20 protein-coding genes and 1 tRNA gene are annotated in these 16,757 nt (G+C 64.9%); 11 read left to right on the top strand and 10 right to left on the bottom strand.

From position 1 onward, the window contains the following. Positions 1-192 precede the first annotated feature (192 nt). A tRNA-Gly gene (locus tag GM910_RS07555) sits at positions 193-267 on the bottom strand. 204 nt (positions 268-471) lie between these two features. Here GM910_RS07555 and GM910_RS07550 point away from each other — a divergent pair. The 3 genes from GM910_RS07550 to GM910_RS07540 all read left to right on the top strand — a co-directional run bounded on the left by GM910_RS07550 (position 472) and on the right by GM910_RS07540 (position 2,388). Next, positions 472-969: a prolyl-tRNA synthetase associated domain-containing protein gene (locus GM910_RS07550; protein ID WP_159587023.1), complete on the top strand. Its 498-nt coding sequence runs from the start codon at positions 472-474 to the stop codon at positions 967-969. A 91-nt stretch (positions 970-1,060) separates the two neighbouring features. Beyond that, positions 1,061-2,050, top strand: a complete 990-nt coding sequence (trxA, locus tag GM910_RS07545) for a thioredoxin (protein ID WP_159586912.1) — start codon at positions 1,061-1,063, stop codon at positions 2,048-2,050. Between the two features lie 128 nt (positions 2,051-2,178). Next, positions 2,179-2,388: a Trm112 family protein gene (locus GM910_RS07540; RefSeq protein WP_159586911.1), complete on the top strand. Its 210-nt coding sequence runs from the start codon at positions 2,179-2,181 to the stop codon at positions 2,386-2,388. A 185-nt stretch (positions 2,389-2,573) separates the two neighbouring features. Here the strand turns inward: GM910_RS07540 and GM910_RS07535 are convergent, their stop codons facing one another. From GM910_RS07535 to GM910_RS27155, 3 genes are read right to left on the bottom strand one after another with little or no spacing between them, the layout of a single operon-like run. Next, positions 2,574-5,936 (bottom strand): error-prone DNA polymerase, encoded by a 3,363-nt coding sequence (locus GM910_RS07535; RefSeq protein ID WP_159586910.1) that lies wholly within the window; start codon positions 5,934-5,936, stop codon positions 2,574-2,576. Continuing rightward, positions 5,933-7,339 carry a DUF6504 family protein gene (locus tag GM910_RS07530; protein ID WP_246225911.1) on the bottom strand — a complete coding sequence of 469 codons (1,407 nt, stop codon included), beginning with the start codon at positions 7,337-7,339 and terminating at the stop codon, positions 5,933-5,935. Before GM910_RS07530 ends, GM910_RS07535 begins: the two co-directional genes overlap by 4 nt. A 55-nt stretch (positions 7,340-7,394) precedes the next feature. Next, positions 7,395-8,378: an ImuA family protein gene (locus GM910_RS27155; protein WP_246225908.1), complete on the bottom strand. Its 984-nt coding sequence runs from the start codon at positions 8,376-8,378 to the stop codon at positions 7,395-7,397. 183 nt (positions 8,379-8,561) lie between these two features. Here GM910_RS27155 and GM910_RS07525 point away from each other — a divergent pair, with 183 nt between their 5' ends. Further along, a complete protein-coding gene (locus GM910_RS07525) occupies positions 8,562-9,005 on the top strand; it encodes a metallopeptidase family protein (protein WP_159587022.1) in 444 nt (147 codons plus the stop codon). Beyond that, positions 8,980-9,336 (top strand): YunG family protein, encoded by a 357-nt coding sequence (locus GM910_RS07520; RefSeq protein WP_425482661.1) that lies wholly within the window; start codon positions 8,980-8,982, stop codon positions 9,334-9,336. Before GM910_RS07525 ends, GM910_RS07520 begins: the two co-directional genes overlap by 26 nt. Before the next feature lie 66 nt (positions 9,337-9,402). Here the strand turns inward: GM910_RS07520 and GM910_RS07515 are convergent, their stop codons facing one another. Both GM910_RS07515 and GM910_RS07510 read right to left on the bottom strand, forming a co-directional pair. Then, positions 9,403-9,609 carry a DUF1737 domain-containing protein gene (locus GM910_RS07515; RefSeq protein WP_159586907.1) on the bottom strand — a complete coding sequence of 69 codons (207 nt, stop codon included), beginning with the start codon at positions 9,607-9,609 and terminating at the stop codon, positions 9,403-9,405. After that, a complete protein-coding gene (locus GM910_RS07510; protein WP_159586906.1) occupies positions 9,606-10,496 on the bottom strand; it encodes an HpcH/HpaI aldolase/citrate lyase family protein in 891 nt (296 codons plus the stop codon). Before GM910_RS07510 ends, GM910_RS07515 begins: the two co-directional genes overlap by 4 nt. A 115-nt stretch (positions 10,497-10,611) precedes the next feature. Here GM910_RS07510 and leuD point away from each other — a divergent pair, with 115 nt between their 5' ends. From leuD to leuB, 3 genes are all read left to right on the top strand, one after another. Beyond that, positions 10,612-11,217 (top strand): 3-isopropylmalate dehydratase small subunit, encoded by a 606-nt coding sequence (gene leuD / locus GM910_RS07505; RefSeq protein WP_159586905.1) that lies wholly within the window; start codon positions 10,612-10,614, stop codon positions 11,215-11,217. A 13-nt stretch (positions 11,218-11,230) separates the two neighbouring features. Then, on the top strand, positions 11,231-11,623 hold the full coding sequence (locus tag GM910_RS07500) for a RidA family protein (protein WP_159586904.1): 393 nt from the start codon (positions 11,231-11,233) through the stop codon (positions 11,621-11,623). Between the two features lie 163 nt (positions 11,624-11,786). Further along, the gene (gene leuB / locus GM910_RS07495; protein ID WP_159586903.1) at positions 11,787-12,899 is read left to right on the top strand and encodes a 3-isopropylmalate dehydrogenase; all 1,113 of its coding nucleotides are present in this window, start codon (positions 11,787-11,789) and stop codon (positions 12,897-12,899) included. 46 nt (positions 12,900-12,945) lie between these two features. On the opposite strand, the gene GM910_RS07490 is transcribed toward leuB, so the two are convergent. The 3 genes from GM910_RS07490 to GM910_RS07480 all read right to left on the bottom strand — a co-directional run bounded on the left by GM910_RS07490 (position 12,946) and on the right by GM910_RS07480 (position 14,038). Beyond that, positions 12,946-13,089: a peptide ABC transporter permease gene (locus GM910_RS07490; protein WP_159586902.1), complete on the bottom strand. Its 144-nt coding sequence runs from the start codon at positions 13,087-13,089 to the stop codon at positions 12,946-12,948. Between the two features lie 61 nt (positions 13,090-13,150). After that, positions 13,151-13,627 (bottom strand): DUF6644 family protein, encoded by a 477-nt coding sequence (locus tag GM910_RS07485; RefSeq protein WP_159586901.1) that lies wholly within the window; start codon positions 13,625-13,627, stop codon positions 13,151-13,153. Between the two features lie 12 nt (positions 13,628-13,639). Next, positions 13,640-14,038 (bottom strand): DUF6152 family protein, encoded by a 399-nt coding sequence (locus tag GM910_RS07480; RefSeq protein WP_246225907.1) that lies wholly within the window; start codon positions 14,036-14,038, stop codon positions 13,640-13,642. Here GM910_RS07480 and GM910_RS07475 point away from each other — a divergent pair. The 3 genes from GM910_RS07475 to GM910_RS07465 all read left to right on the top strand — a co-directional run bounded on the left by GM910_RS07475 (position 14,037) and on the right by GM910_RS07465 (position 15,919). Beyond that, the gene (locus tag GM910_RS07475; RefSeq protein ID WP_159586900.1) at positions 14,037-14,309 is read left to right on the top strand and encodes a hypothetical protein; all 273 of its coding nucleotides are present in this window, start codon (positions 14,037-14,039) and stop codon (positions 14,307-14,309) included. The genes GM910_RS07480 and GM910_RS07475 overlap by 2 nt on opposite strands. A 114-nt stretch (positions 14,310-14,423) precedes the next feature. After that, the gene (locus GM910_RS07470; RefSeq protein ID WP_159586899.1) at positions 14,424-15,458 is read left to right on the top strand and encodes an aspartate-semialdehyde dehydrogenase; all 1,035 of its coding nucleotides are present in this window, start codon (positions 14,424-14,426) and stop codon (positions 15,456-15,458) included. Between the two features lie 5 nt (positions 15,459-15,463). Then, positions 15,464-15,919 carry a GNAT family N-acetyltransferase gene (locus tag GM910_RS07465; protein ID WP_159586898.1) on the top strand — a complete coding sequence of 152 codons (456 nt, stop codon included), beginning with the start codon at positions 15,464-15,466 and terminating at the stop codon, positions 15,917-15,919. A gap of 6 nt (positions 15,920-15,925) precedes the next feature. Here GM910_RS07465 and GM910_RS07460 read toward each other — a convergent pair whose 3' ends face one another. Next, positions 15,926-16,630, bottom strand: coding sequence for a class I SAM-dependent methyltransferase (locus GM910_RS07460; protein WP_159586897.1), 705 nt, complete (start codon positions 16,628-16,630; stop codon positions 15,926-15,928). Between the last annotated feature and the right edge of the window lie 127 nt (positions 16,631-16,757).

The following is a 16,757-nucleotide window of genomic DNA, read 5'->3' as shown; positions in this document are numbered from 1 at the left end:
GACGGGCATCCGGTGCTCTACGCTGGCCTTAAGGATCGCCGCCGAGCTTCTGTTCGAGTGGATCAGGTGCACGCCGCATTCGAGCTTTGGACCAGCTAGGAGCAGGGCCACTCCCCCATAGACTCCCCGGCGTCCAGACAGCAGAAAGGCCCGGATACCCCGAGCCCTAAGCCATTTAAATTTAAGGAATTTTGGAGCGGGCGAAGGGATTCGAACCCTCGACCCCAACCTTGGCAAGGTTGTGCTCTACCCCTGAGCTACACCCGCTCGCACGGCGAAAGCCGTAAGCGGCGCTTATATGGCTGAACTGCCGGCCGATTGCAACAGGGAATTCGTGCCGACTTTGCATTCGCCCGGACGCCTGGTGCTTCGACAAACGTGGTCGGCTCGCTGCCGCTGGCGGTCGTGCTTGCAAAAAGGCAGCGGGAGCACATACATCGGCGTGGTGCCAGCTATTCGAAGCGAGGGGTCATGCCGAGATCGCCGGAAGAACTGATGGATTATCTCGCGGGGCTCCGCATCGATGTGACGACCCATCGCCATCCTCCGCTTTTCACGGTCGAGGAATCGCAGGGCCTGCGGGGTGAAATTCCCGGCGGTCACACAAAAAACCTGCTCTTGAAGGATAAGAAGGATCAGTATTTTCTGGTGACGGTCGAGGAGGATGCGCGGGTGGACCTCAAGACGATTCACCACGCGATCGGCGCGTCCGGCCGCGTGTCCTTCAGCAAGCCGGACAGGCTTATGGCGCTGCTCGGGGTCACCCCCGGCGCTGTCACCCTCTTCGGCGTGGTCAACGATAGCGAGCGGAAGGTTACCGTGGTGCTGGACGAGGCGCTCCTGGAGCACGAAATCATCAACGCGCATCCGCTTCACAACGAGGCGACGGCATCGATCCGCAAGGCCGACCTCATGCGTTTCCTCGAAGCGACCGGACACCGGCCGCTCGTCTTGAAAGTTTCGCAATGATCGCCACATCACGTTTTCCGCTCTTGTCGGCGAGACGGCGCTCCGGCGCCGCATTGGCGAGCAGGCGCGTGAAGCACACGAAGGGGCAGATATGAGCAACCACGACAATCCCTACGGCGGAACAGGCGGTCAGATGACGGCGAATGTCAGTTTCGGCGGGCCGGGCGGCGAGGCAGGAAGCGGCAACGGCTTTGCGGAGGCCGCTCCCAGGGCGTCCGATCTTATCAAGGACACGTCGACGGCGTCCTTTGCCGCCGATGTCGTCCAGGAGTCGAGCCGCCAGCCGGTGCTGGTGGATTTCTGGGCGCCTTGGTGCGGCCCCTGCAAGCAGCTTACGCCGGCGCTCGAGAAGGTGGTGCGCGAGGCGGGCGGCGGCGTCAAGCTCGTGAAGCTGAACATCGATGAGCACCCGGCCATTCCCGGCCAACTCGGCATCCAGTCGATTCCCGCCGTCATCGCTTTCAAGGACGGCCAGCCCGTCGACGGTTTCATGGGTGCCGTTCCAGAGAGCCAGATCCGCGACTTCGTGAAAAAGCTCTCGGCCGGTGGCGGCAATCGCGTCGAGGAAGCGCTGGCCGCGGCGGCGGAGGCGCGCGAGGCCGGCGACCAGCAGATGGCGGCGCAAATCTATTCGGCGATCCTGCAGCAGGAGCCGGAGCATGTGGAGGCGTTGGCGGCCCTTGCCGACCTCCTGTTCGAGGCGGGGCAGGCCGACGAGGCGCGGGCCGTGCTCGGGCGGGTGCCGGAAGCGAAAAAGGATGCCGCTTCCGTTGCCGCGGTGCGGGCCAAAATGGCGCTGGCCGAACAGGTGGCGGGGCTCGGCGACCCGGCCGGCCTGCAGAGGCGGCTTGAGGCGGATCCTGTCGACCATCAGGCGCGCTTCGATCTGGCGCTCATCCGAAACGCGGAGGGAAAGCGCGAGGAAGCGGCGGAACACCTGCTCGCCGTCGTCAGGGCGGATCGGAGCTGGAACGACGACGCGGCGCGGACGAAGCTCCTGGAGCTCTTCGATGCCTGGGGGATGAGCGATCCGGCGACCCTTTCGGCCAGGCGCAAGCTTTCCTCGCTGCTGTTTTCCTGAGTGCCGCTCCCGTACGAGCGAAATATAGGGGTGCCGGACACCCTCTCGCTCATCCCGCCATCATGCTATGAATGGGCGAAGAAGCGTGTTCGGTGGACAGTGGAAAGTGGAGCGGAGACGCTGGTGACATGACTGACAGAGGGCGGAGTGAACAGACCTTGATCGAGCCGAAGCTCCTGGAGCTTCTGGTTTGTCCCCTCACCAGGGGCCCGCTTAAATGGGACCCGGCGGGCAGCGAGCTGATCTCCAGGGCGGCCCGACTTGCCTACCCGGTGCGCGACGGCGTTCCCGTCATGCTGCCGTCGGAAGCGCGGCCGCTGGATTCGGACCGCCCCTGACGTGAGGCCGCGTCCTTTCAGCCTGGCTTTTCAGAGCATGACCCCGAAAAGTGGATGCCGGGAAAGATAAGCGGCATCATGACCTAGACCAGTTCATCGTTTCATGGAATCGATGAAGGGGTCTAACTCGTTGTTTTATCGCAATTCTGGACGGAAAACCGGTTTCCACTTTTCCTGGAATTGCTCTAATGGAAATTCCGCCCCTTGGGCATGACGGCGGCGGTTTGCGGGCGCACCAGCCGCGGGGCTCCCTCTGATGGCGGCGGCCTGCCTTGCACAGCTGTAGCGCCCGGCCGTTTCGTCCCGGTCCACCTGTCGTCCTCCCTTTGCCGTTCGTCCTTGACGAGGATGTCGAGCCAGGTGCTCAGGTCTTCGATCCGCTCGGCGATGAGGTGGATGACGCCTGAGGCCGCCTGCAGGCGGCCCGTGACGCGCACCAAGCGGGCGCCCAGCACCTGCGGCCGGAAGCGCTCGAAGGTTTTGTGCCAGACGACGATGTTGGCGATGCCGGTTTCGTCCTCGAGGGTCATGAAGATGACGCCTTTGGAGGTGCCGGGGCGCTGGCGGATGAGCACCAGGCCGGCGACGGAAAGGCGGCGCCCGTTGCCTATCACCGGCAGACGTTCGTTGGAGGTCACGCCTTCCGCATCGAGGCGGGTGCGCAGGAAGGAGACAGGATGCGCCTTGAGCGACAGACCGAGCGCGCGGTAATCGTGCACCACGTGTTCGCCGAGCGGCATGGGCGGCAGGCGCATCTCCGGCTCGCGGTCGGCAAGGCGCAGGCTTGGCCGGTCGAAAAGCGGCAAGCGCTCGGCGGCGGCTTTCTCGTCCAGCGCCCGCGCGGCCCAAAGTGCCGAGCGCCTGTCGAGGCCGAGGGAGCGGAAGGCATCGGCCTCCGCCAGGCGGGCGACGGTGCTTTTGCCCAAGCCCGCGCGCAGCCACAGGTCGCGCACGGAATCGTAGCCGGCACCGCGATTTTCCACCAGCCGCTTCACGTCCTCCTCCGAAAGCCCCTTGACCTGGCGCAAGCCGAGACGCACGGCATGCCGCGTCTGGATGACGGGGCGCATCTCCGCGTGCCGTTCCGCAACGCGGGCGGGGTCGAAGGAGGCTTCTTCCAGCGTGCAGTCCCATTCGGACAGGTTGATGTCCGCGGCACGAACCTCGACACCATGCTCGCGCGCGTCGCGCACGAGCTGCGCCGGCGCGTAGAAGCCCATGGGCTGGGCGTTGAGGATCGCCGCGCAGAAGACGTCCGGATAGAAGGTCTTGAACCACGCGGAGGCATAGACGAGGAGCGCGAAGGAGGCGGCGTGGCTTTCGGGGAAGCCGTAGTCGCCGAACCCTTCGATCTGCTTGAAGCAGCGCTCGGCGAACTCGCGCGGATAGCCCCGCGACACCATGCCGTCGATCATCTTCTGGCGGTACTCGTGGATCGTGCCCGTGCGCCTGAAGGTCGCCATCGCGCGGCGCAGCTGGTCGGCCTCGCCGGGGGAAAAGCCGCCGGCCACGACGGCGATCTTCATCGCCTGTTCCTGGAAGAGCGGCACGCCGAGCGTTTTCTCCAGAATGGCCTCGAGTTCCGGCCGCACATATTCCGGCTCCTCCTTTTTCTCCCGCCGCCGGAGATAAGGGTGAACCATGTCGCCCTGGATGGGTCCCGGCCTGACGATCGCCACCTCGATAACGAGATCATAGAATTTGCGTGGCTTGAGGCGCGGCAGCATCGACATCTGTGCGCGGGACTCGACCTGGAAGACGCCGAGCGTGTCCGCCCGGCAGATCATGTCGTAGACGCACCGGTCCTTGATCGGAACCGTAGCCAGTTCGAGAGGCCGGCCATGGTCATCCCTGACGTCGTAGTGTTTCTTCAGCAGTTCGAACGACCGCCGCAGGCAGGACAGCATGCCGAGCGCCAGGACATCGACCTTGAGCATCTTGACCGCATCGAGGTCGTCCTTGTCCCACTCCACCATCTTGCGCTCGTCCATCGCCGTCTTGACGATGGGGACCATCTCATCGAGCCGGTCTTTGGTGATGACGAAGCCACCGACGTGTTGAGACAGGTGACGCGGGAAACCCAAAATCTCATTAGCGCGGTCGATCAGATGCTTTGTCCTAGGATCAACTTTATCGAGACCGGCGGCGTTGGTCTCCGTGTCGCCGAGCCTGGCGCTCGACCAGCCCCAGATCGAGCTGGATAGCGCGGCCATCGTGTCCTCGGAAAGGCCGAGCACCTTGGCGACCTCGCGCAGTGCGGAGCGGCCGCGATAGGTGACGACAGAGGCGGCGAGGGCGGTCCGCTTCTCACTGTACTTCCTGTAGATATAAGCGATGACTTCGTCGCGCCGGCTATGCTCGAAATCGACATCGATGTCCGGCGGTTCGTTGCGCTCCTTTGAAATGAAGCGCTCGAAAAGGGTATCGATGATGTCCGGTCCGACATCGGTGATGGACAGGCAGTAACAGATAAGGGAATTGGCGGCCGAACCTCGGCCTTGGCAGAGGATACCTTCCCCACGGGCAAACGTCATGATGTCGTGGACGGTCAGGAAGTAACGGGCGTATTGCAACTCGCGGACCGTCTTCAGCTCATGCTGGATTATCGCCTCTATCTTGGGAGAAACGCTGTCTGGAAAACGCTTGCGTGCGCCCTCCCAGGTGAGCCGTTCGAGCTCTTCCTGAGGCGGAAGGCCGGATTCCGTCGGCTCGTCGGGATAATTGTATTGAAGCTCTGCGAGCGAGAAGGAGAGGCTTTCGGCAAAACGGATCGTCTCGGTGAGCGCTTCGGGGTAATGGCGGAAGAGCCGTGCCATTTCCTCCGGCGGCTTCAGGCGGCGCTCGGCGTTGGTTTCGAGAGCGAAGCCTGCCTCCGTTATCGGCGTGTTCAACCGGATCGCAGTCAGCACATCCTGCAGCGGGCGCCGCTCCGCCGCATGATAGAGTACGTCATTGGTCGCCATCAGCGGCAGGCTCGAGACCTCTGCCATACTTGCCGCCTGAGCCAATTTCCAGCGATCGTTCCCGCCATAGGAGAGCGCCACGGCAAGCCGGACCGCATGTCCAAACCGGTCCTTCAGGCGCTTGAGAAAGGAAAGCGTTTCCTCCGGCCGCGCTTCAAGATCAGGCAGGGCGGCGAGCGAGATGCGATCCCCCCATTCGAAGAGGTCTTTCGCGAAAAGGACGGGCGCCCCCTTTTCGCTTTCCTCGCGCAGATTTGCTTCTGTCAGCATTCGACAGAGATGTGCCCAGCCTTGCCGATCTTGCGGATAGGCAAGAATATCCGGCGTGCCGTCGGAAAAGACGAGCCGGCTGCCGGGGTGATAAGGAAGCTGGGTCGGCTCGGCATCTTCCGCCAGCTTGATGTGTTTGGACTGGCTCCAGGCCCGCACGGCGCCCGCCACGGTGTTGCGGTCGGCAAGGCCCAGGGCCGCATGACCGAGCAGCTTTGCCGCGACGACCAACTCCTCCGGCTTCGAAGCGCCGCGCAGGAAGGAGAAGTTCGACTGCACGCCGAATTCGGCATAGGCGACGGCGGGCGTGCTCATGGGAAAATCCCGTGCAGGAACCACCGCGGCGCGGCGGCCTCGCCATAAAGCCCCTCCCGGTAGAGCCAGTAGCGGCGGCCGGCCATGTCCTCGACGCGGAAATAATCGCGCGTGGGCGCGGGAGGGTCCTCGTTCCACCATTCGGAGGTGATGCGCTCGGGGCCCTCCGCACGTGCCACGCGGTAAAGCGCCCGCCGCCAGCGGAAGGAGAGGGGCGGGCCTTCGGGGACTTCCGCCGAGGCCGTCACCGGCTCGGGCTTTTCCAGAAGCCGGATGGGACGAGCCTCGGCCGTCGGCAGCGGCTCCGTTGTCCCTGTCGGCCGGGCGCGTGCCTCCTCCTCAATGGGAGCGAAGCGGGCCCTGCGCTCGGGCACGTGGCTCTCGGCCAAGGCCGGGGCGAGAATGGCGCCGTTGCCGAGGCGCGCGCAAATGCGGTCGGCAAGGAGGGAAAGCGCCTCCTCTTCCTCCGATGCGTGCCCCGAAAAATCCGCTTGCTGCATCACGAAGGGCGCGGCGACGGCAACCGAAAGCCGTACCAGATCGAAGCCATATCCGGCATCGAGGCTGTTTTCGAGGGCGGTCAGCCTCTCTTGGAACAATCTTGCGACCAGCGGCGGCTCACGCAGCGGGCGTGACGTGCCCACCCGAATGCGCATCACGGCACCGTCGACCCGGAAAAGGGAAAGCTGTAGCCGCCTTGCGCCTTCGCCGCTCCGCTCCAGATCCTCCTTCAAGGTGCGGGCAAGAATGAGGATCAGCCGCTCGATATCCTCCCGGGTGCCGATCGGCTCTGCAAGCTGGCGCTCGACCGAGAGCGGCGCCACGGGCAGGCGTGGCGAGATGACTTCCTCGGTCATCCCCAAGGCCTGGTCGAGGCGGGCGATGAGCATGCTCCCGAAGCGGCGGGCGAGCGGGGCGCGCGGTGCGCCGAGCAGTGCGCCGACATGGCGCAGGCCCACACTTTCGAGGCCAAACCGGGTCTTCTCCTCCAGGCGCAAAGCGGCAAGGGGCAAAGGGGCAAGCGCGTGCTCCTCCTCGCCCGCAGGCACGCTCCGGTCGCCGCCTTCATAGTAGCGCGCCGCCGCCCAGGCCATGCCCGGCGTGGAGGCGAGAGCGGCGCGCGCATCGAACCCTTGGTGCGTGAGTCGGCGGACGATCTCCTCCAGCATCGCATCTTCGCCACCGAAAAGATGCGCGCAGCCGTTGATATCGAGGAAGAGTCCGTCCGCGCCGTTGAGCGCCACCAGCGGCGTGAAGCGGTCACACCAGTCGGCCAGACTTTCCAGCAGCCGCCGGTCGGCATCCGGATCGGCCTCGATGATCTCGATCCTCGGATGCATGGCGCGCGCGTCGGCAATACCCGTCCCCGGCTTCAGGCCGAGTGAGGCGGCCCGCTCGTCCAGGGCGGCGATGCGCTGGGTGTTGCCCTCCCGGCAGCTTATGACCAGTGACGGAAAGTCAGCCTGCGCGCCTCTCCTTGCGCGCAGCCGCCAGCCCGCCCCGTGCCGGCGGCGCAGGATCCGGTCGGTCGAAAGATGCGGCAGCCAGACCGCCAGTATCCTGCGCTTCCCGGCTGCTTTTGAAAGCAGATCCCCGTTCCCCGGTGGGCCATCTTTCCTGAAAAACGAAGTCATGGGGGTTCCATTCCAGTGTGAATGTTCCGGTTTTCCCGGTCCGGCTCCTGGCCAGGGTGACGGCAAAGGCCGGCGGGCCGATGGAGCGGGGGAGCGGTTCGGCAAGGGTTTTGCGCAGGGAAGAGGACGCGGGGAAGACGAGAAGGCGCGTGGTCGCCGCCGTAGGCTCCGGCTCGGACGAGTGGCGGATGAGGAATACGGGCTGCCCGGCCTCCCTCGCGCGATGGTGCAGGCGTCGCGTGGCGGTCAGATCCAGTCTTGCCGGGTTGCCGCGCAGTTCCAGGAAGGTGGCCGAGAAGCAGCCCAATCCGGCGGCCTCTTCCGCCGCCCAGAGTGCATCTTCGAGCCGGTTTGCCCGAACGAGGAGAAGCCGGTCGGGAGTAAGGCCGAAGAACTGCTCCACGCCCGGCGCATAGGGAAAGCCGGCTTCAGCAAGAATGTCTGCCGTGGCGACCCACAGGACCGGCCGGGCGCCCTCGGTCGAGGCGGCGCCCGCTCGCGCGGCAATCGCGGCAAGCGCCAGCGAAAATCCGGAAACGATCCCGCTGTCGCGGGTCTCGCGGCCGATGACCTCCGTCAGAGCCGCCTGCAGGATGCCGCCGCCAAGAGCGGCGTCGAGGCGCGGCGATCCCGTTTCCGCAGAGAGGGACGGGCGCCCTGCCGTACCCTCGGGGCGGCCGTAACGGCGCAGCACCAGGCTCTCCCCTTCCCCCGGCGCGGCAAGCCGTTCGGGCATGGTCCCCTCGATCCTGGCGATTTTCCGGCGCAGGGCACAAATCGTCTCCTGCGCCATGGCAGTGCGTGCCATACCGTCCGCTCCGGCCGCTTATTTTGTTCCTGTTATGTTCCTATCGATTCCAGAGCTTTGCCCGAGAGTCAAGAAGGATTTTATTCCTCCCTGCGATGCGTTCTTTTCCCAAAAAGGAAAGGAACCACCTGCACTCTCGAATCCGCCGCCGGAAAACGCTATATGCGCGGCAAAGGACACAAGATGGCACGCATCTACCAGACACGCGCCTGGCACGACCAGCTCTCTCCCTCTCTCGCCGAATTCGAACTTCTGGCGATGGAGACCTATGCCAATCTGCCGAAGGAGTTTCGTGAACTCACCGGCGACATCGTCATCCAGATCGACGAGTTTCCCACCGAGGAGATCATGGACGACCTGGCGCTGGAAACGCCGTTCGACCTGCTCGGCCTGTTCGAGGGGCGCGGCATCGCCGAGCGCTGGAACCCGGCCACCGGCGAGGGCCCGAACCGCATCACACTCTACCGCCGCGCCATCCTCGACTACTGGGCTGAGAACGAGGAGACGCTGGGCGATATCGTGGCGCATGTGCTGATCCACGAGATCGGCCATCATTTCGGCCTGTCGGACGACGACATGGCGCGCATCGAGGAGAATGCAGGTGAGTGGCCGAGCGCCGGTGCGTGACCTGCAGGCGCTCCATGACCACCTGCGCTCCGCTTGGAGCGCGGAAACCTCAAGCAAGTGGGGCGCGGAAAATCCTGCCTGCGGACAGTGCAGCGTTACGGCGCTTGTGGTCCACGATCTCTTCGGCGGCGAGATTCTGAAAACCGAAACGCCCGCCGGCACGCATTTCTACAACCGTATCGAAGGCAGAAGGTGGGACTTCACCCTTAGCCAGTTTGATGGGGCCATCCCGTTCGATGACACGCCGTCGAGCAGGCAGGAGGCGCTCGCCGATACGACCCTGATACAGTACCAAGTGCTGAAAACGCGGCTGGATGCGCGCTTTCGATAGATCGCCTCCTACTGGATGGACGTTGGGGCTTGAGCCGAGGATCCACTTGCAGAGCTTCTATCCAGATCAATATTCGCCCAGCTTGACGTCCGGCGTATAGTCCACCCCTTCCACCTCCTTGTAGACGGCCTGGCCGCAGCGCATGGTCTGCGTTTCCGTGTCGTAGGCATAAGTGGGGCCGCCGTGGAGGAGCCAGCCCTTGTTCAGGGCCGCGGTGACCTTGTGGCAGAAGCTGGAATTGTCAGGCCCGGTCAGGAAGCGGTAGAGCCTCATTCGCCTTTCTCCTCGATGTGTTCCGCCTTGGCGAGCAGCCCTTCGGCCATCTCCAGGTGCAGGCGTTCGATCATGCGGCCGTTCAGCGAGACGACGCCGCGGAAGCGGTTTTCCGGTTTGGCGAATTCGGCGACGACGGCCCGGGCCTCGGCCACCTCCTCCTTCGTCGGCGCGAAGGCGGCGTTGGCGGGGGCGATCTGTGCCGGGTGGATGAGCGTCTTGCCGTCGAAGCCCATGGCGCGGGCCTCGGCGCATTCGCGGGCAAAGGCTTCGAGATCGCGGAAATCGTTCAACACGCCGTCGAGCACCGTGAGGTTGCCGGCGCGGGCGGCGAGCACGAACTGCATCAGCCATGGCAGGAGATTGCCGCGGCCGGGGCCGGGGGCGATGCCGGTTTCTTTCACCAGGTCGTTGGTGCCGGCGACGAGGCAGGCAAGCCGTGCCGCCGGGTCGCGGCCCAGTTCGGCGATGGGGCCGGCATTGAGGAGGGAGCGCGGGGTCTCCATCATCGCCCACAGGCGGAGCGAGCGCGGCGCGTCGGTCTCGTCCAGCGCCGCGTCGGCGTCGAGGATGTCGCGCGGGCCGTCCACCTTGGGAAGCAGGATGGCGTTGGGTTTCAGCGCGCGGGCGGCGAGGAGGTCTTCCGTGCCCCATTCGCCGGAAAGCGCATTGATGCGGACGACGACCTCGCATTGCGGGCGACCGGGACCGCCGAGGAACCTCCGCAGCCGCTCGCGCGCCTCCGTCTTTTCTTCAGGCGCGACGGCGTCCTCGAGATCGAAGATGACGGCATCGCAGGCAAGAGCGGCGCTTTTCTTCAGCGCTTTTTCGTTGCTGGCCGGGACGTAGAGGACGGAGCGGCGGAGGCAGGCGAGGGGCTCGTGCATGGGCACATTTCATGGCCGAGCGCGGCGCCGGACGCAAGAGCCTTTGCGTGAGCGCCAAGCTTGATGTAAATGGTGGCTCGACCCACTCTGCAAGATCAGACAGGCACCAAGGCCCATGGAAAAGTTCACCACGCTCACCGGCGTCGCCGCGCCGCTCCCCATCGTCAATGTCGACACCGACATGATCATCCCCAAGGATTATCTGAAGACGATCAAGCGCACGGGGCTCGGCACGGGGCTTTTCGCCGAGATGCGGTACAACGAGGATGGCTCGGAAAACCCGGAATTCGTCCTGAACAAGCCGGCCTACCGCAACGCCAAGGTGCTGGTTGCTGGCGACAATTTCGGCTGCGGGTCGAGCCGCGAGCACGCGCCGTGGGCGCTCGCCGATTTCGGCATCCGCTGCGTCATCTCCACCAGCTTCGCCGATATTTTCTACAACAACTGCTTCAAGAACGGCATCCTGCCCATCGTCGTCAGCCCGGAGGACCTTGAGAAGCTGATGGACGACGCCGAGCGCGGCGCCAACGCGACGCTGTCGGTGGACCTGGAGACACAGGAAATCCGCGGGCCGGACGGCGGCGTCATCACCTTCGAGATCGATGCCTTCAAGCGCCACTGCCTGCTCAACGGGCTCGACGATATCGGGCTGACGCTGGAGAAGGCGCCGGCCATCGAGACGTTCGAGCACAAATACGCCGAAAGCCGCCCTTGGGCGTGAGCGGACAAGCCCCGTGCGCCGCCTGATCTCCACCGGCTCTCCCTTCGAAAAGACCGCCGGCTACAGCCGCGCGGTGGTCGACGGCGACTGGTGTTTCGTCTCCGGCACCACCGGCTACGATTACGCCACCATGACCATGCCTCCTGGCGTGGAGGAGCAGACGAGGAACTGCCTCGCCACCATCCGCGCCGCGCTCGCCGAGGCCGGGTTCGAAATGGCGGATGTGGTGCGAGCGCATTACTACGTGACGGACCGCGCCTATGTGGACCGCGTCTTCCCCATCCTGGGTGAGGCCTTCGGCGACATCCGGCCGGCGGCGACAATGGTCGTGTGCAAGCTCGCCAAGCCGGAAATGAAGGTCGAGATCGAGGTGACGGCGCTGAAGCGCGACCGCGCCGGCGCATAACGTCTCGCCTCGGCGCCTGAACGGCAATCGTGGACGGGACGGTGCCGAAGGCCTGCCTTCTACGCATGTTCTTCGAGCCCAGCCGCGCCTGATCTTTCGCATCTTGCGCAAGCCCGCCCCGCCGTTTAGCAAGGGCGCGATCCCATATCCGCAAGAGGCACCCATGGCAACGCGCAAGCTCCTCCTCCTTCCAGGCGACGGTATCGGTCCCGAGGCGATGGCCGAGGTCACGAAGCTCATCGCCATCATGAACGCCGAGTTCGGCGCCGGCTTCGAGACGGAGGCGGGGCTGGTCGGCGGCTCGGCCTATGACGCGCATGGCGAGGCCATCTCCGACGCCGATATGGAGAGGGCGCTTGCTGCCGACGCGGTTCTGTTCGGCGCCGTCGGCGGTCCGAAGTGGGACGGCGTGCCCTACGAAGTGCGGCCGGAAGCAGGGCTCCTGCGCCTGCGCAAGGAGATGGAGCTTTTCGCCAATCTGCGCCCGGCCATCTGCTATCCGGCGCTGGCCGAATCCTCCTCGCTGAAGAAGGAGGTTGTCGAGGGGCTCGATATCCTCATCGTGCGGGAATTAACGGGCGGTGTGTATTTCGGCGAGCCGAAGGAGATCATGACCTTAAGCAACGGCCAGAAGCGCGGCATCGATACGCAGGTCTACGACACCTTCGAGATCGAGCGCATCTCCGGCGTCGCCTTCGAGCTGGCGCGCACGCGCAGCAACAAGGTGTGCTCGATGGAAAAGCACAACGTCATGAAGTCCGGCGTGCTTTGGAAGGAGGTCGTGGCGGAGACCCACAAGGCGAAGTATTCCGACGTCGAGCTCACCCACATGCTGGCAGATGCCGGCGGCATGCAGCTCGTGCGGTGGCCGAAGCAGTTCGACGTGATCGTCACGGACAACCTGTTCGGCGACATGCTGTCGGATGTGGCGGCGATGCTGACGGGCTCGCTCGGCATGCTGCCGTCGGCCTCGCTCGGCGCGCCGGACCCGAAGACCGGCGCTCGCCGGGCGCTCTACGAGCCAGTGCACGGCTCGGCGCCCGACATCGCCGGCAAGGGGGTGGCCAACCCGATCGCCATGATCGCTTCCTTCGCCATGTGCCTGCGCTATTCGTTCAACATGATCGCGGAAGCCGATCGCCTGGAGAAGGCGATCTCGGACGTGCTGGACGAGGGCTACCGTACCGGCGACATCATGTCGGAGGGTATGCGCGAGGTGAGCACCTCGGCGATGGGTGACGCCGTGGTGGAGAAGTTCCGGGCGCTTTCGGTTTAGGCATTCCGGTGGCCCCTCTCCAGGTGGAGATGGATTAGCCTCCACCTCAGGCAAGCGCCAGCAAGAGGGACACGATGACGATGCCCGCCAGGCCGGCGATGAAAATCGCCCGCCGCAGCGGCGTTTTGAGCACGATGTAGCCTTGGCTGGTGTCGCGTCCGGAAAAGGTTCTTTTCTGCTTTTCGGCCATGCGCACACTCCCTGCCTCGGCAAATGAGCGCGGGGGGCGAAATGTTCCCCGGGCCAGCGCCTCAGAGGAAGGCGATCCAGCGCCCGGCGATGAGCGCTGCGATCCAGATCACGAGCGACAGCGCCGCACCGGCCTTGAGGCGAGGGCTTATGGCGCCGCCTGCTGTCGCCTTTTGCCATCCGGAGCTGAGGCGGATGAAAATCGCATTCGCCGCGCCGAGGGCGACGAGCGAGACCTTGGTCAGGAATGCTGCGTTATAGGCATATTCCAGCGGCTGGACCGAGAACAGCAGGAAGCCGGTGACGACGGCGAGCGCCAGGCCGATGGCGGAAATCCTCGCCATCAGCCGCAGGAATGGCGCCGCGGCGATACTCGGGAACAGCCCCAGCATCCTCAGGTCCGCCGGCAGGATGGCGCCGATCAGCAGCGTCAGCGAGAAGATGTGCGTGGCGTTGAGGAGCGGATAGGCGTAGAGCGAGCGACGCAAAAGCGCCGCCGCCTGCCAGTCGTGCAGCGCCTGCAGCCACTCCGCCAGCATCCGCGCGGGCCCTCAGGCGCCCGGCACGCGGCTGGGATAGACGTCGTAGGTCTCGCCGTCGATGACGACGCGCGCCGCTTTCATGCTCATCTGCCCGGGGTCGCGCGAGCGGAAGCCAACGCAGGTCACGGTATCGCCGATCTCCGCGGCGCCCTCGTCGAAACCGGCGCGCAGCGTCGGCGCGAGCGGTGCCAGGTCGACGTGCCAGAGGCCGTCTTCGGCGCGTACCGTGAGCGTGACATGAGGGTTGCCGATATAGATGTCCTCGACGGTGCCGGTGAGCTCGAAAGGCTCGTCCTCGGTCCAGGCCCAGCCGTGGTGAGCGAGCGCCGGAACGGCAGCGCCGGCGGCAAGGCCGATCCCCAGAGCGAGGATACGCGGTAGGAAGCGCATCGGCGTTCGACGTCTCATGGCCATCTCCATTATCTGTTCCCGCCGTGCCCGAGCCTACGACGAGGAAGCGCGCGGCCAAAATCACGTTCAAGCGAGCGACCACGCGGCCGCACGATTGACTTCGCGCCGATTCGGCGTAAAACCCGGCGCGGAAACGGAGATTGCTCGGCTCATGCGCCCCCACCTTTCAGCGCACCTCATTGCCAGCCTGCTTGACGCCGCCGGGAACAGCGGCGCCGGTTTCCGCTTTACCGAGACGACGGCCAAAACGACCGCCAAAACGGTCTGACCTTCCTTGGCCCGCTCGCTCTCTCCCCGAGCCAGGCCGGGGAGGCGAGGAGCCCGCGCGGCCGGCGGGTTTCGGATACCAAGCCAAGCGGAGAGGGACAGGAGTTAAGAACCCATGGGTTTCAAGATAGCCGTTGCCGGCGCCACCGGAAATGTCGGCCGGGAGATGCTCAACATTCTGGAAGAGCGCGGCTTTCCCGCCGACGAGGTCGTGCCGCTCGCCTCGCGCCGTTCCCTCGGCACGGAAGTCTCCTACGGCGACAAGACGCTGAAGGTGAAGGCGCTCGACAATCACGACTTCTCCGACACCGATATCTGCCTGATGTCGGCGGGCGGCTCGGTCTCAAAGGAGTTCTCGCCGAAGATCGGCCGCCAGGGCTGCGTCGTCATCGACAACTCGTCCGCCTGGCGCTACGACCAGGACGTGCCGCTCGTCGTTCCGGAGGTCAATCCGGACGCGGTGGAAGGGTTTTCGAAGAAGAACATCATCGCCAATCCCAACTGCTCCACCGCACAGCTGGTCGTGGCGCTGAAGCCGTTGCATGACGTGGCAAGGATCAAGCGAGTGGTGGTCTCCACCTACCAGTCGGTCTCCGGCGCCGGCAAGGAGGGCATGGACGAGCTCTTCGAGCAGACCCGCGCCGTCTTCGTGGCCGATCCCATCTCAACGAACAAGTTCACCAAGCGCATCGCCTTCAACTGCATTCCGCATATCGACGTCTTCATGGAGGACGGCTACACCAAGGAAGAGTGGAAGATGGTGGCCGAGACCAAGAAGATGCTTGATCCCAAGATCAAGCTGACGGCCACCTGCGTGCGCGTGCCGGTCTTCATCGGCCATTCGGAGGCGGTGAACCTGGAGTTCGAGAAGCCGCTTTCCGCCGACAAGGCGCGCGAGATCCTGCGCGAGGCGCCGGGCTGCCTGGTGGTCGACAAGCACGAGGACGGCGGCTACGTGACGCCCTACGAAAGCGCCGGCGAGGACGCCACCTATATCAGCCGCATCCGCGAGGACCCGACCGTGGATAACGGCCTCGCGCTGTGGGTGGTCTCCGACAATCTGCGCAAGGGCGCGGCGCTCAACGCGGTGCAGATCGCCGAGCTGCTCGTCGCGCGTGGGCTGATCACGCCGAAGAAGAAGGCGGCCTGAGGCCGATGCCGAGCGAAATCGTCCTGCGTCCGGGAAGAAAAGCGGACGCGGACGAGATCGCACGGGTCATGCGGTCGGCGCTGAGTTCCTTCGACTGGATGCCGGTGGTGCATACGCCGGAAGAAGATCGGGCTTTCATCAGCGGCCATGTACTGCGGCATCAAAAGGTTACCATCGCCGAGGCAGGGAGTGAGATCGTCGGCTTCATCGCCGTAGAGGGCGAGTGGGTCGAGCAGCTCTATCTGAAACGGGGATGGACCGGCCGCGGTATAGGAAGCCGACTGCTCGGCCATGCGACGGCCGCCATGCCGGTCGTCAAGCTTCACTGCTTCCAGGCCAACAGCGGGGCCCGCCGCTTCTATGAAAGGCACGGATTCGTTGCCGAGGTCTTCGGCGACGGCAGCGGCAACGAGGAGAAGCTGCCGGACATCCGCTATGTACGATACCGGGCCGGGCGTTGAGAGCCGTCAGGCGGCGCGCTCGAGCGAGAAGACGATGCTGTTCTTCATCGGCGCGTTCTTGATGTCGCCGACATCGGGCACTGGATATTCGGCGAGCGTGCGGAGCCGTGGGCGGGGCAGATAGGCGCGGCCAGGATCGCCGATAAGCACCTCGATGCCGGCGGCGAGACAACGGTCGAGGAAGGCCGTCACCCGCTCGGCGAGGGCGCGTTCGTAAAAGAGGTCGCCGACTGCAACCAAATCCACCGCGGGCGGTGGTCCTGCGGTGATATCCTGCACGACCACCGCTACGGTGACGCCGTTCGCAAGGGTGTTGAGCGTGAGTGCGGCGACGGCGTTGCGGTCGATCTCGGCTGCGGTCACCGCGCCTGCCCCGGCTTTCGCCGAGGCGATGGCGACGATGCCTGAGCCGGCGCCCAGATCAAGCACGCGGCGGCCGGCCACCGTCTCCGGCTGATCGAGGAGATAGCGGGCAAGCACGGCGCCGCCCGGCCACGGATATGCCCAATAGGGCGGCTGGAGTCCGAACCCCTCCTCGTTCTGCTCGGCAAGACGACGCAGGCCGCTCCCCGGATGGGCGGTGTAAAGCTGGATTTCGGGAAGCGACGGAACCGGCGCGAGATGCATGTTCGCGCGGATGAAATCCAGCGGGTCGGGTGCTCTGGTCAGCGTGGCTTCCTTCACATCTGGGCCCTCTATCACCGCAGCCATTTCAGGTATTATACCACCGGACCGTTTTGTCTGTTGGATCGTTCAGGCATGGATCCTCGGGTCAAGCCCACTGGTGTCCGGTTAAGCTGGCGCGAGGTTTAGGGTCATTTGCCGTGGATCGGGCGGC

Source organism: Chelativorans xinjiangensis (genome assembly GCF_009812055.1).
GTDB classification, from domain to species: Bacteria; Pseudomonadota; Alphaproteobacteria; order Rhizobiales; family Rhizobiaceae; genus Chelativorans; species Chelativorans xinjiangense.
Note: the sequence above shows the minus strand (reverse complement) of the source record. Positions and strands in the feature narration are given on the sequence as shown.

Coding starts and splice junctions, on each gene's coding strand:
- GM910_RS07550 (WP_159587023.1), top strand. CDS start 472: ATGCCGAGATCGCCGGAAGAACTGATGGATTATCTCGCGGGGCTCCGC.
- trxA (WP_159586912.1), top strand. CDS start 1,061: ATGAGCAACCACGACAATCCCTACGGCGGAACAGGCGGTCAGATGACG.
- GM910_RS07540 (WP_159586911.1), top strand. CDS start 2,179: ATGACTGACAGAGGGCGGAGTGAACAGACCTTGATCGAGCCGAAGCTC.
- GM910_RS07535 (WP_159586910.1), bottom strand. CDS start 5,936: ATGAGCACGCCCGCCGTCGCCTATGCCGAATTCGGCGTGCAGTCGAAC.
- GM910_RS27155 (WP_246225908.1), bottom strand. CDS start 8,378: ATGGCACGCACTGCCATGGCGCAGGAGACGATTTGTGCCCTGCGCCGG.
- GM910_RS07525 (WP_159587022.1), top strand. CDS start 8,562: ATGGCACGCATCTACCAGACACGCGCCTGGCACGACCAGCTCTCTCCC.
- GM910_RS07515 (WP_159586907.1), bottom strand. CDS start 9,609: ATGAGGCTCTACCGCTTCCTGACCGGGCCTGACAATTCCAGCTTCTGC.
- GM910_RS07510 (WP_159586906.1), bottom strand. CDS start 10,496: ATGCACGAGCCCCTCGCCTGCCTCCGCCGCTCCGTCCTCTACGTCCCG.
- leuD (WP_159586905.1), top strand. CDS start 10,612: ATGGAAAAGTTCACCACGCTCACCGGCGTCGCCGCGCCGCTCCCCATC.
- leuB (WP_159586903.1), top strand. CDS start 11,787: ATGGCAACGCGCAAGCTCCTCCTCCTTCCAGGCGACGGTATCGGTCCC.
- GM910_RS07490 (WP_159586902.1), bottom strand. CDS start 13,089: ATGGCCGAAAAGCAGAAAAGAACCTTTTCCGGACGCGACACCAGCCAA.
- GM910_RS07485 (WP_159586901.1), bottom strand. CDS start 13,627: ATGCTGGCGGAGTGGCTGCAGGCGCTGCACGACTGGCAGGCGGCGGCG.
- GM910_RS07475 (WP_159586900.1), top strand. CDS start 14,037: ATGGCCATCTCCATTATCTGTTCCCGCCGTGCCCGAGCCTACGACGAG.
- GM910_RS07480 (WP_246225907.1), bottom strand. CDS start 14,038: ATGAGACGTCGAACGCCGATGCGCTTCCTACCGCGTATCCTCGCTCTG.
- GM910_RS07470 (WP_159586899.1), top strand. CDS start 14,424: ATGGGTTTCAAGATAGCCGTTGCCGGCGCCACCGGAAATGTCGGCCGG.
- GM910_RS07465 (WP_159586898.1), top strand. CDS start 15,464: ATGCCGAGCGAAATCGTCCTGCGTCCGGGAAGAAAAGCGGACGCGGAC.
- GM910_RS07460 (WP_159586897.1), bottom strand. CDS start 16,630: ATGGCTGCGGTGATAGAGGGCCCAGATGTGAAGGAAGCCACGCTGACC.